This window comes from Paenibacillus oryzisoli, from assembly GCF_001653565.1.
GTDB classification, from domain to species: Bacteria; Bacillota; Bacilli; order Paenibacillales; family NBRC-103111; genus Paenibacillus_E; species Paenibacillus_E oryzisoli.
On the sequence record NZ_LYPB01000050.1, the window covers coordinates 83,239 to 96,074 of the forward strand.

Sequence of the window (12,836 nt, forward strand, 5' to 3'; positions counted from 1 at the left end):
GTAGAAAACCACCTCACCAAATTTGCCCATCGAATTTCTTGGCAATCTTATTCGCAGCCAAAACTAATGCAAATCCGATGATCGCTTTAAACAATCCCACAGCCGTAGCCAAGCCAATCTTCAGACGCTCCAACCCTTCACGGTATACCCATGTGTCGATAATGTCGATTTTCTCTTGGTTAAAACTGTTCGCAAACATGAATATCTGGTCAAAACCAGCGTCTAGAATATGACTTAATTTCAGGATCAACATCAGAATGATAACGCCTCGAATACCGGGCAATGTGACATGCCATAGCTGTCTCGACTTGGAAGCACCATCAATCCGCGCCGCTTCATATAAGCTAGGATCAATGCCCGCTAATGCTGCAAGATACAAAATTGCTCCCCAGCCGATATCCTTCCATATTTCAGATAGGATGATCAGCAGTCTGCCCCAGGCAGGTTCCGTTAGAAAGGAGATGGGCTCAATCCCATTTTGTTTAAAAATCATGTTAAAAAGGCCATCCCCTGGTGCTAATAACGCCACCATCAGTCCATATACAATGACCCATGACAGAAAATGGGGGAGGTACGTGATGGTTTGTACAATTTTCTTAAACCATTGGGTATACACTTCATTGAGAAGCAAGGCCAATACGATCGGAGCTGAGAAACCGAACAATAGCTTATACAGCGAAATGATGATCGTATTTCTCATAATGTCCCAGAAATAAACGCCGTTAATAAAATCTTTGAAATTCTTAAGTCCCACCCATGGGCTGTCCCATAGTCCTAAGGCTAGGTTATAGTTTTTAAAAGCAATAATGATCCCTGCCATAGGAATATATTTGAATACCGCAAAGTATACTAAGGCCGGAAATAAGAGCGCATACATGACTTTATATCTCTGTATGGTTCTTATCCATGAATCCCGTTTCTTCGGGGTGGGAAGGGCGTCCGTTGCCAGTTTTGCTTGCATATCTTCACCTCGTCTTTGTTTATATCTGTATATTAGCACCTTGCTTTCTGATAAATTTCTGTGATTTCTAGAATTTCTTACAAGATATTAAGTAAGTGGGGACCAGGGTAAATGGGATACCCTAGGCGTAATAAACGTCTACACCATCCTTCTTGGAGGAGTAACGCTTCTCAGGGTATGCCAACTTATCTCGCCAGGCTGGCGCTTATGGGGATTAACTGGATTTCCTACATCTAATTGTGCCGCGAAATGTGCTGTTTGGAGAAAATCCAGTTATTTGCTTGGCGGCCAGCATCCCCTGTGGCTAGCGAGCCTACATTCCCCCAAGAGCAGCGCCTCAAGCATGCCTTATCCCACGTTATTCCATAAAAAAGGACAGAGTGAGCGCGACCCTATTCAGGCGCTTTCACTTTGTCCTTCAGAAATTTCCAAAATGGATAACTATCTAATTGGATTCTATTTCACCTCTGATTTGCATTAAAATTTTTCCAAGCATATTTTCTCCAGTACCATCTCCATTGTCTCCCCAGTATGCATCGTTCTTTGTATGTTCGACTAATAGTTGTTTATCCGTTGAAAGTAAGATATCCCTGACTGCTTTATGCTGTTGGATTTTTGCCATTACTGCTTCGTACATAATGTCGAGTTTAATATGTTCCCAGTCGTATCTTAACGGCCTGGAACGCTCTCGCCCCATTCTTGCTGCTTCCATTGGAGTTGGTGCTAATCTAATTTGTTCTTCATGCTCTGTTCCCTCGAACTTTTTTGCTTGAAAATAGTGTTCGGATGTTGGCCAAATTTTACCTTGCATGTGAATAGCATGCTTAGAAAAGTTTGAAAAACAACCATAAGGCTTATCCGTTTCATAAAATTTAATCACATTTTGTTCCATTTGATTACTCCTCTCGTTTACCTCGTTTCTTTAATTAAATACACTTATGCCCCCCATCCCTCACACCAAGCAACCTCACCGCAATCTCATCCAACCGCTCCCTAATCAGGATCGCCTCAGCATACTTGGCAGGAATCTCCTCATAGCCATAATAAATACCGGCCAACCCACCTGCAATGGCACCTATCGTATCCGAGTCATCGCCTAAGTTAGCTGCCCTTTGAACAACTTCACTAAAGTTGGAAGCTTGTAGCAAAATATGGAGCACCCAGCGCAACGTATACACAACGAAGCCGCTAGCTTCGCAATTGGGTTCGGACGTGAGCATATTTTCATACTCAGTCCCGATCAGCTCCTGCTGGATCACCTCTTTCAATTCTTCCCCCTGAAACAGCCGGAAAGCGATTCGATTATAAAGGATGCAAGCTTCATTGCATCTATCGTCATAATGAGTCATTTTCGATTGCATATGGGAAACCCGCTCGATATCCTTCCACTCTTTGTACGCCAACGCAACTGGCAGACAGCGCATCAGGGAGCCATTCCCTGCACTTTGGCCCATTTCAATATGGGTTACATAGGCTGCTTCGAACCAACTGTCCTCCACATTTTCGAACGTATGTCTGATGATGTTACCGATGTCCTTCGGCCTCGTTTGGTACCAGTTCATAAACTGCTCACCGATGGCATTCAAAGGGTCATCTGGCTTCGCCAAAATCCCCTCGGCCACACACAACGTCATCATTGTATCGTCCGTCACTTCACCAGGCTCCAAGCGCCAAGCTCCCCCGCCAATGATCTCCGTCAAATAGCCATATCTCGCCTTGATCTCCCGGACACTCATGAACTCCGTCGTACCGCCTAACGCATCGCCGATGGCAACGCCGTAGATTCCGCCTTTGATTTTATCCTCTAAGCTACTTCTGCTCATCATCCTTACTCCCTCCCACGCCGTTAATAAACTCTCTCAAACCCTGTTACTATGAAGGATAAGTATTCTTCAACATTACTCCAGAGATCCGTAGTTTTTAACCGAAAGACTCATATTACTAAACAAAGAGGCCCCTGTTAAGTCAGGAAAAAGTGTCGAATGATTAATGTTCATTCTGTTAAGTCCTTTTAATATTGTTGATCTTTCCGATTCTGGTATAATAATCTTGATCAATTTTGTATGTGAATTTTCTCCTTTAAAATATCCTTTAACTAAAGTTTCCAAATCAATTTCAAGAGGTCCATAAGTGAATAATCCACTTTGGTTTACTAATCTCGGATTATCATCAGCAAATGGTTTAATGAATTGAATCTTTTCGGCACCTTTTAATTGTCTACTTTTTTCACCTACGTCATCTTTTTCAAGAGCAAAAATTGCCCTGCCTTCATTGCTATCATTGTCATCTCTCTCCTCAGCAAATGCAAAAAAAGCAGCAACATAGGGAGATATAGACCAATCTAATAAAGGAGTTGCTAATCCGTGATGCTGTCCCAAAGCCCACCAGTCCGTATTGTCCTTCAACGTATCAGGATTGCTTCCCCTTCTTCCTCTAGTAGCATATTTAAAATTTTCCAAATGCTTTTTAAGCAACTCGCCCTTATCTTCAGTATGATTTTTAAATTTTCTAGTAATCGTTGATTCAAGTAACCAACTTGCTGATCGTTGCCCTCGCCATACATAATTAGTAAAGTCAAGTAATTCATCAAATATTAGTCGATTAAATTCACTCCACGATTCAATTTTCATATGTGTAACTCCATCACTTAATCCTTCTCTTGCAAGCTTTTGAAAGTCAGTAATCATTTCTTTTTCTACTCCCTTTTTTATAATATGCCAATCTTTCTAAAAACTACGATACTTACTTAGCTGGTTCAAAATCCTACTGACACTTGCAACCCGATCCTCGAGCGTCCCTTTTAGCATGAAATAAGGAATTTTCCGCGCTACTAGATCTGCAATAATCTGCTTCTGAAACACAAACCGCTGAACCTCTCCCGAACGATCCCAGGTATCGTCATACGGGATATCCGTATCGCAAACAAAAACCAGATCATACCGCGACGCCGCATCCACGGCTAATTGAGTCAAACGAGGCGTAGCCGCACCATGATAATAATGAGAAAACATATACGTTGTAATCGCATTGGTATCCACGAAGAGAATATCCCGCGCGTCCTTCAGCAGAAGCTCTTCCCTTTCCACATGCCCCTCCGCAATCTCCTCCAACTGCGCTAACGATAATCTGCGATCCACCTGGTGCTTCTCCCAATATTCCCGTCCGTACTCCACCATCCAATGGGTATGCATCTGTTCCGCCATGTAAGCGGTAAGCGTGGATTTCCCTGTCGACGGAGCGCCAAGAAATACGACTTTCGTAATCAGATCCCGATAAACAACTGGACTCAGAAACTTTCGATTGTCAAAAGGATTCCCCCGCACTTGCGTGCCCGATATCGGAAACGTAGTCCGATCGGGATCAACCTGGCGATTCTCCGCCCCCAAAGCCGCGCTCATATGCTCACCATAAAACTCACTGGAGTAAAAATGCGTGATCTTCCGCCCCTCCAGCTTCTGCAGGATATAGGCTTCATGCATCCTTTTGATAGCTGGCGTATCGCCGATTTCATTCGGTCCGTCCCATGCTTCAATCACGTGCACCTGCGGATAGAGGGTACGAATCCAGTTGGATCGCACACGCAATGGAATATCTGTCGTTTCAGGACAATCGTAGATGACCACGATCACCTCATCCATCTCCTTGATCGCAGTCTCGATCATGAATTGATGACCTGCGTGCAGCGGAGCGAACTTCCCAAGTGTTAAGCCTGTTCGGTGTTGTGACATACGAGATCCCTCCGTTCTACATTGTGTAGTTCACGTTTCCATGAGATATAGCCGGCCGTTGCGATGAATAAGAAGATAAGGTAAAGAAATGCCACAGCATACAAATCTTTATACGCATACATCCCTACTGACATGACGTCGACAGCGATCCAGAGGAGCCAGTTCTCTAACACTTTGGACGAAAGCAGATACTGGGCAATAAGGCTCAGCGTAGCAATGAAAGCATCGGCATATGGAATTGAGGCATCCGTATACGTTTGCAACACATAACCCCAGATTAGGGTCATCACTACTAAACATATACTTAAAAGCAGCGCGAGTCGTGATGTTATTTGTCTAGTCGGACGCACCTTCGTACCTTCTCTTTTCGTCAACCATATGATCCAACCATACACGCTTAATATGAAAAAGAACACCTGCAGCATCGTATCCGCATACAGCTTCGCTTCCCAGAACATGACGAAGAAACAACCCACATTGACCAGTCCTATCGGCCATGACCAAATGTTTTCCTTCGCTGTTAACCATACGCACAACAAGCCTGTCGTCGTCGCGACGATTTCAATAGCCGTTGATGAGGTGTAGATCGCAATGACAACCATACAGACGAATAATGCCAGGAATGACCATGCTTTTCTCATAGGTAACGCCTCCTTAAATGTAACTCCCGCTGAACAATACTCTCAATACGACATTATCAAAAGTTAAAAGAGAAGCGCCTAGCTGTAAATGGACAGCTGCGGCGTCAGATCTGTAAACCGATAGAGCTGAGCGGCTCTCTGCGAATAACGATTGGAAAGCTTCGGCTCCCCATTGCGATCCACCGCTTCTTCAATAATGCCTTTGCGGCTTTGTGTAGAAGTGATTTTACGGATGAAGTTGCTCTCCTCAAAGTGCGGCACAACCATTTGAATAACTTGATACAACTCTCCGATCGTGAACTCCTCAGGCAGAAACTCCTTGGCAATCGTCGTTGTCAGCATCTTCTGCTGAATTTGATGCCAAGCATCGGTCAATATTTCCTTATGATCAAAAGCTAACTCTAACTGTAATGCTTCCTCTACCGTAAATAGTTGCACATCCGAAGCGTCTGAGTCCGCACGCCGCTCAGCCAACCATCTCTCGTGGACTAGCGCATAGAAAGCATGAGAAATAATCCATCCTCTTGGATCACGCCCCGGTTCACTATAGACGTTCAAGTATTCCATATGAACATCCGCGACACCCGTCTCCTCTTCCAGCTCCCTCCGAGCGCAGGTATACATGCTCTCCGACTCTTGGCAGAACCCGCCAGGTAAAGCCCAATGTCCCTCGAATGGCCATTGTTTTCTCTGTATGAGTAGAACTTTAAGTTCCCGAATCGGCAGCGCCTTCTTGGCTGTGTTCTTTCCCTTAGAGGTAATGGTGAAAATAACAATATCACTCGGCGCACCGTCTGGTGTCCGGTATTTATGGGATGAATAGGTCGACTCGTTCTCGTTAGTTTCCAATGTGGCACCTACTTTCACTTTACTAATGTCGTTTTGATATTATCATTATGACATGTTTAATCGGAATGTCAAGTGGGCATTCCCCCATTTAGCTTTATCTTCTGTAAAGTGACTGGTATTCTCGCTATATTTCGCCACCGAAATCACTTCCTTTCACAAGGCACATCACGTAAAATATAAATAGGCAGATCAATTACAAATATTGGATTTCAAATACATTCTTATCGAGGTAAGCCATGAAACCAAACGTTCTTCACTTCATTGCGCCACCAATTCCATATTTCCTAGACTGCGGAAGCGCTTACTACGAAATCGGGGAGAGTCATATAAGCAGGACTAACATTGGTGCATTTGATCTCATTGTTGTCAAAAAAGGGACGATCTTCATTGGAGAAGGTGGGAATGAATGGACGCTCCAGAAGAATGATGCCATTATTCTAAGGCCCGATCTCTCGCATTTTGGAACGGCTCCTTGTGAGCAGGAAGCTGAAATTCTGTGGATCCATTTCCACACGTATGGCGCTTGGGATGAGTACATGGATATGGATACGTGTTTACAGAATCAGAACTCGCTCATTGAGGATCACAAACAAAAGGCCTTCCTCAACCACGCGGAAGTGAATTCCATTTTCATCCCCAAGTATATGAAACTCAATCACAAAGCCTTAGAAATATTAGAATATTTCTTCGATCTCGAACAAGAGTCGCGCTCCCAACGCAATTGGCGGAAACAGAATACCTTCCAATTGTTTATGCAGCATATTAACCGTGAATTAATTTCAACGACCGACATGACTGCGTTTCATCTAGCGGAGAAAGTTGAGGTATTTATTCGTCAAAATTACACGAAGAAGATATCCAATGCCCTCCTGCAAGAGCATCTTAACTATCACCCTAACTACATTGCCAAATGCATGTTGAAAGTGTTCGGCATGACACCTAATGATTATTTGCTTCAATTTCGCATCGAACAGTCCAAGAAGTTGCTGATTCAGACCAATTGGACCATGGCGAGGGTCGCCGAAGAAAGTGGTTTTCAGCATGCCTCCTACTTCTCGCACTGCTTCGCAACCAAGGAGGGGATCTCACCTTTAAATTTCCGTAAAAACTATACGGGACATTCGTGACCGTCATGCTTGGTACGTGTATGGACACTCGATACGAGCAGGGACATGGGATTTCGCCAGTGGCTGTCTGCTGGCTATGGGCGGCTTGGTCCTTCCCCCGACCGAACTCTCATCGGTTAGATGTACCTAGCTTGACTAGGCACTTAACTGGAAAATATATAGTTATTTCCGAGGAATTTCCTCGATAAATCGATTTAACTGGAAAATATGTAGTTAAAAATGCCATTTTTTTTGAGATTAAAGAGTATGTGCATGATTAACTGTATGTTTTCCATCTACTTAGCATTTAATCGCAGAATTCCAATTTTTAACTGTATGTTTTCCATCTATTCACCAACCATACGGAAGAGTACCTTCGCTTACTTACACAAACAGCCAGTAACCTTGATATCTCAAGGTTACTGGCTGTCTCTCGTCCTATCATTTCCGCAGTCGTATGACATTCCAAGACAAGCTCGGCAATGCTCCCATCAGCATATCGTCCTGAATGGCAGCATCGCCACCACTATGCGGTGTAACACGATTAGGATGATTCATCGCATTCACGGCTTTCACATCCGTATTCTCCAATACAATGTGTTCCACCACACGATATCCCTCAAAACTACGCAAGTCGCACGTCAATACTAAGGAAGAATCCAGACTTTTATTAACAGCAAATATCGTAAGCTCTTCCTTCTCTTCCTGATGAACGGCAACCGTATCCAGGAAAGGGACATCCGTATAGTCCTTCGTATCATATTTAGGAGCCTCTACAAATGAATGCAGCACGGTTCCTCTTCCATAAACGGAGGTGTGCATATATGGATAAAAGATGGTTTGACGCCAAGCAGGTCCACCCGTTTGTGTCATGATAGGTGCGATGACATTCACTAATTGCGCTAAGCAGGCGATTTTCACGCGATCCGCATGTTTTAATAGCGTAATCAGCATCGTTCCTACCATCAGTGCGTCTTCCAATGTATACACATCTTCGAGCTGTGGAGGTGCAAACTGCCATGGTTCCATCTTTTTATCAGATTCCAACGTATGAAACCATACATTCCACTCATCGAAGGAAAGCATCATGGTTTTCTTGCTTCTTTTTTTGGCTTTTATATAATCACACACCGCAATAATCTCTTGTATAAAGGCTGTCATATCCAGCGATTTGGCTAAGTAATTTGCCGTGTCATTGTCTGCGTTGCCATAGTAGGTATGCAAGGATAAATAGTCGACATTCTCATACGTATGATCCAGCACGGTGGCTTCCCAATCCACATAGGTTGGCATACTTCGGAAAGAACTCCCACATACCACCAACTCGATCGTCGGATCAACGAATTTCATCGCTTTCGCTGTTTCATTCGCTAATCGGCCATAGTCGTCTGCCGTTTTGGCACCAATTTGCCATGGACCATCCATCTCATTGCCTAAACACCACATTTTAATGCCATAAGCCTCCGGATAGCCGTGAGCCTTTCTTAAATCACTCCAATACGAACCGCCAGCATGATTGCAATACTCTACCAGATTTCTTGCGTCATCTATCCCTCTAGTTCCTAAGTTAACAGCCATCATCGCTTGGGCTTTTACCTGTTTAGTCCATGCGAGAAATTCATTGGTGCCAAATAAATTAGGCTCGAGAACACGCCATGCCAGCTCCAGCTTAGCAGGTCTTTCACTGATCGGTCCGACTCCATCCTCCCAGTTGTACCCCGAAACGAAGTTACCGCCAGGATAACGAACGATAGGGACACCGATTTCTTCGATCATCTCCCTAACATCCTGCCGAAACCCTTGCTCATCTGCTGCCGGATGTCCAGGTTCATAAATGCCGCCATAAACTGCGCGTCCCAAATGCTCAATGAAAGATCCGTACATTCGCTCATCGACTTCAGCAATCCGAAAATCTTTATCCAACTTCATGTTTGCCTTTAACACATTCGCCATCTCTCTCTACCTCCTACATCTCATCCCCCTGCTGTAAGCGCTACAAACTAAGTATAGCCCACCAATATGAGATTATCGATACGTGATCTCAACCTGTTTTTTCAAAATATCAACCTAATCCAGACACAACTCTTAACCTGCGCATACGTATAAAGCTGCCCCCCAGATCAACGAAGATCCGAAGGGCAGCTTCTCATAATAGATTAGGTTCCGAATACTCGCCAGGATTCAATTCCTGTAGATGTCGTCGATTTGGCTGTGATGTTGACACGGATTTTGGTCGTAGAAACAGGTGTAAATGTCGTCGTGTTGTATTGATTAGGGGCAACGCCTAGACCTGATGGGCTTGCTACATTGACCCATGCCGTTCCATTCCAATACTGAATCGTATAGGAAGCTGGTAGATCGATACCTTGATCATCGTCAAACCAATAAATCGCTGTACTGGACAATGTTTTCGCTGATGCAAAATCGTATTGAACCCATTGCGTCGTACCTGGATTATCCCAGTTTCCATAGACGGAATGCCCTCTGTCGTTTGAACTTGTTGGTGCATATCCATCGTTCAGACCTGCCAGGCTTTCCCAAGACGATACGAACGAAGTCGTTGCTGTCCCTTGCGGTGCAACATCCTGAGGACCTGACGGCGTGCCCACTTGCAGTTTCACATCGTACGTAGCATTCGTTCCAATACTGAGATTCACAATCGTTTTAGCGCCTGTCGTAGCCGTTACTGTGCCGGTTTGCACATTGTTCACAAGCACATTATACGTACCTGCTGCAAGTCCCGTGAAGGTAACCTTCGTCGTGTGGGCAGCGGTTGTCATGGCATTTTTCAACGTAAAATTAACATCATTCTTCGCTATGGCCACAATAGCTGATGTATATTGGTCACGCTCAAGCTCCATGGAGAACCTCTCCGTAATGAGGTGCAAGCGTTTGAACAAACCGTCCTTCGGCGTGATCGTATATTTCCCGTTGCTTGAAGTAACGTCCGCACCATAGCCATACAAGCCAAAGATCGGGTCAACCGCCACATCCGCACTTAGAATTTTCAAAGCACCGAACAACCCAAGATCAGCCTCGCCACTCATCCCGCGCCAGCCATTGAATAGCGGACCGCCATCTAAACCTAGTGCGCCGTTATTTCCTTTACTTGCTTGATACGTCCAAGACACAGCACCGATATTCGCTGGATCACTAGAGATTTGGCCGGAATTGATCGCACTAATATTTGCTATCTTAGCCGCATAGGATAACCGCTGTTCTCTCTCAGGTGTCGTAGAATTTGAACGAATCCAGTCATCCATCGCATAACCTGCAAGTGATGTACTGTATTGGAAATTCCACCAGTTGTCCCCCGTAATGGTTACAGGATCGGTGTAGTAATACCACACTGGCATATGACCACGTGCTGCTCTCGTTTTGGCATTGATTTTACCCTTAATGGTATTGTTATTATTCATTTTAGCCAGCATATAGACAGACTCTTCGCCTGTATTATCGTAGCTGTATTCAGAACCATACGGATAAGCATTTGCCGAGAAATTGTTGTATTTTGTTGCCATTTTGCTAATAATATCATTCGCTTGTGTTGTATAACCTTCGTCTTGAAGCGCTTTGATGATGTCTGGCGTTGTTAACTCACCCATTAACCCCGTCTCCCAGTTGTAAGCAACAGGTCCATCATACAGGGCTTTGAACACATTATAGGCACGCAGCAAATACGTATTCTTGGGATTCTTGTAGGTTACCAGATTCGGGTAAAGCTTTGCAATTTTATACATACTGAAATATGTGTTATAAATATGTGGATACGCATAGCCCCGATAGGTTGGCGTTGTGTTCGGCTGTGCCATTAAGAAATCAGGAACTAGATAATCGGTATGATGGCCATTCATCAGATTCGTCCATACCGCCGTTTCCAAATAATTATCCACCGCTGTTACTTCTGATGCGACCGGGTTTAAGGCATTCTTCTCAGCAAGGAATTGACCATGTGTAAGCCCCCAATCATCTCCCCAGCCCCAGTATCCTGCGAAATTGTTTCGCTTTGCTTTGGTCTGCATCATCCAGTCGTCAAACACTTTATCACGAATATCTCCTGGCACATTCCATTGTTGATTATTCACCATGAACGTCGAGTGCCGCTGTAGGGCTGCATCGATAGGTTCAATAGCATAGAATTGGAGAACTGTTTTCTCTCCACTGCCATACGTAACCGTAACATTGTTCTGTCCCAAATGGGTCATCGTCATCTGATACAATTTGTGATCTGTTCCCGTCGTACCTAAGGAAGTAATCGTCGTCTCGGATGGGTATTGTGGCGTAACAGCCGTGATCGTTTTGGACGTGTGCAAATCAAACTTAACCGTCTGATTCGTTGGCACGATCATGCCAGGGACTACATTGAAATCAACCATTCCTTCGCTATAGAGTCTGTCTTGAACGGCATACTCATCTGCAGCTTTAAAAAATTTAAAGGCATACGTTTTGCTAGCGCCTGGTGCAAGTGTCAAACTGGTGTTTGGCAAATAGCCACGACCGTTGCTTTTAATCACATTGGAGTGGATATAGTAGACATTCAGACCTTTCGCATACCCGCCTTGATCCGCTGCCCACATACTGCCTGGATGCTCCTGAACGCGCCAATTATCTTGATACTCGAGCCCCGCTCCCGTCGTCGTGTCAGGTACCATGAGCAAGGAAGGACCGATACCGCTAGGGCGCTGCGCCACGATATACGAACTATTGTTACCGATAAAAGCATGTGTAATAACGCGTGTCTCATAAATCGGATCATTATTGCCGGCAGTGAAGAATTCATTGAAAGGAAGCGGGAGGCCAAAATCTCCGATTTCCAACGTTTGCGTGCTCGTATTCGTAACGGTGATTCCCCATTTCAAATAGTCACTCACGAGGGAATAGGATTCATCGACTTTAAAGTTTTTAATACCTGCACTATTGGTTGAATTCTGATATGTAATATTGACGGTATTGCCGGTCTGGGAAATGGTTCTACCATCAGCCGATTTACTCGATAACGCTTGCGTCCAAGCACCCGTTCCAAGCTTGTACGTAAACATCAGTTCCCCCACCCATTGATGATCCGCCGTATTCTGGTTGGGTGCATTCGTTGCATTCATGACATAGTTAGTTGGATACGTATCTCCGCCAATTTGCAGAGAAGTAATTTCGCCATTCGTACCCGTCTGTACCGTAAAGTTACTATTCGTAATCGTATTGGCTGAAGCGAGTTGCGGCACCAACAGGATGGCTGCTGCCGTAATCGTTGAAGCTGCAAACAGTTGCAGGCGTTGTGACTTCGACATCTTGTTCCAATACTGACTAAGTATTTGTTTCATTAGATAGCCTCTCTTTCTCATCTTAGATTAACTCGACATCTAGCAGGGATTCTTCTTACCATTGAGCTTCCATCCTGGCTGTATCGTGCTGGCATCCTCTGCGGCGCACATCCTTTCATCCATAAAATTTGTAGCGCTTACATTTATTATCATATCTAAAATTGGCGTGATTTAATTTCATTTTTACAACCTATTTTTACAGTATATGAACTAAAGTTGAGCTGGATTTTCTT

The 12,836-nt window shown here is 44.4% G+C and carries 10 protein-coding genes; 1 reads left to right on the forward strand and 9 read right to left on the reverse strand.

The genetic code is table 11. From position 1 onward, the window contains the following. Positions 1-13: 13 nt before the first annotated feature. From A8708_RS08525 to A8708_RS08555, 7 genes are all read right to left on the reverse strand, one after another. The gene (locus tag A8708_RS08525; RefSeq protein WP_068663088.1) at positions 14-961 is read right to left on the reverse strand and encodes an ABC transporter permease; all 948 of its coding nucleotides are present in this window, start codon (positions 959-961) and stop codon (positions 14-16) included. 445 nt (positions 962-1,406) lie between these two features. Continuing rightward, positions 1,407-1,853, reverse strand: a complete 447-nt coding sequence (locus tag A8708_RS08530) for an NADAR family protein (RefSeq protein ID WP_068663089.1) — start codon at positions 1,851-1,853, stop codon at positions 1,407-1,409. A 34-nt stretch (positions 1,854-1,887) separates the two neighbouring features. Continuing rightward, positions 1,888-2,787 (reverse strand): ADP-ribosylglycohydrolase family protein, encoded by a 900-nt coding sequence (locus tag A8708_RS08535; RefSeq protein WP_239696606.1) that lies wholly within the window; start codon positions 2,785-2,787, stop codon positions 1,888-1,890. A gap of 72 nt (positions 2,788-2,859) precedes the next feature. Then, on the reverse strand, positions 2,860-3,648 hold the full coding sequence (locus tag A8708_RS08540; RefSeq protein ID WP_068663090.1) for an FRG domain-containing protein: 789 nt from the start codon (positions 3,646-3,648) through the stop codon (positions 2,860-2,862). Between the two features lie 39 nt (positions 3,649-3,687). After that, positions 3,688-4,689, reverse strand: coding sequence for an AAA family ATPase (locus A8708_RS08545; RefSeq protein ID WP_068663091.1), 1,002 nt, complete (start codon positions 4,687-4,689; stop codon positions 3,688-3,690). Continuing rightward, positions 4,665-5,330, reverse strand: a complete 666-nt coding sequence (gene pnuC / locus A8708_RS08550; protein ID WP_068663092.1) for a nicotinamide riboside transporter PnuC — start codon at positions 5,328-5,330, stop codon at positions 4,665-4,667. The genes A8708_RS08545 and pnuC overlap by 25 nt, the downstream gene beginning before the upstream one ends. Before the next feature lie 78 nt (positions 5,331-5,408). Then, a complete protein-coding gene (locus A8708_RS08555) occupies positions 5,409-6,179 on the reverse strand; it encodes an NUDIX domain-containing protein (RefSeq protein ID WP_068663093.1) in 771 nt (256 codons plus the stop codon). A 236-nt stretch (positions 6,180-6,415) separates the two neighbouring features. Between A8708_RS08555 and A8708_RS08560 the strand changes: the two genes are divergently transcribed. Further along, the gene (locus A8708_RS08560; RefSeq protein ID WP_068663094.1) at positions 6,416-7,306 is read left to right on the forward strand and encodes an AraC family transcriptional regulator; all 891 of its coding nucleotides are present in this window, start codon (positions 6,416-6,418) and stop codon (positions 7,304-7,306) included. A gap of 420 nt (positions 7,307-7,726) precedes the next feature. On the opposite strand, the gene arfA is transcribed toward A8708_RS08560, so the two are convergent. Together arfA and A8708_RS08570 are read right to left on the reverse strand one after the other, a co-directional pair. Beyond that, complete coding sequence (gene arfA, locus A8708_RS08565; RefSeq protein WP_068663095.1) at positions 7,727-9,238, reverse strand: arabinosylfuranosidase ArfA; 1,512 nt, start codon at positions 9,236-9,238, stop codon at positions 7,727-7,729. Between the two features lie 203 nt (positions 9,239-9,441). Next, positions 9,442-12,570: a DUF5695 domain-containing protein gene (locus A8708_RS08570; RefSeq protein WP_420848542.1), complete on the reverse strand. Its 3,129-nt coding sequence runs from the start codon at positions 12,568-12,570 to the stop codon at positions 9,442-9,444. Positions 12,571-12,836 lie beyond the last annotated feature (266 nt).

Excerpts from the sequence above, each read along its gene's own strand:
- A8708_RS08525 (WP_068663088.1), bottom strand. The coding sequence starts at position 961 with ATGCAAGCAAAACTGGCAACGGACGCCCTTCCCACCCCGAAGAAACGG.
- A8708_RS08530 (WP_068663089.1), bottom strand. The coding sequence starts at position 1,853 with ATGGAACAAAATGTGATTAAATTTTATGAAACGGATAAGCCTTATGGT.
- A8708_RS08535 (WP_239696606.1), bottom strand. The coding sequence starts at position 2,787 with ATGATGAGCAGAAGTAGCTTAGAGGATAAAATCAAAGGCGGAATCTAC.
- A8708_RS08540 (WP_068663090.1), bottom strand. The coding sequence starts at position 3,648 with ATGATTACTGACTTTCAAAAGCTTGCAAGAGAAGGATTAAGTGATGGA.
- A8708_RS08545 (WP_068663091.1), bottom strand. The coding sequence starts at position 4,689 with ATGTCACAACACCGAACAGGCTTAACACTTGGGAAGTTCGCTCCGCTG.
- pnuC (WP_068663092.1), bottom strand. The coding sequence starts at position 5,330 with ATGAGAAAAGCATGGTCATTCCTGGCATTATTCGTCTGTATGGTTGTC.
- A8708_RS08560 (WP_068663094.1), top strand. The coding sequence starts at position 6,416 with ATGAAACCAAACGTTCTTCACTTCATTGCGCCACCAATTCCATATTTC.
- arfA (WP_068663095.1), bottom strand. The coding sequence starts at position 9,238 with ATGGCGAATGTGTTAAAGGCAAACATGAAGTTGGATAAAGATTTTCGG.
- A8708_RS08570 (WP_420848542.1), bottom strand. The coding sequence starts at position 12,570 with ATGTCGAAGTCACAACGCCTGCAACTGTTTGCAGCTTCAACGATTACG.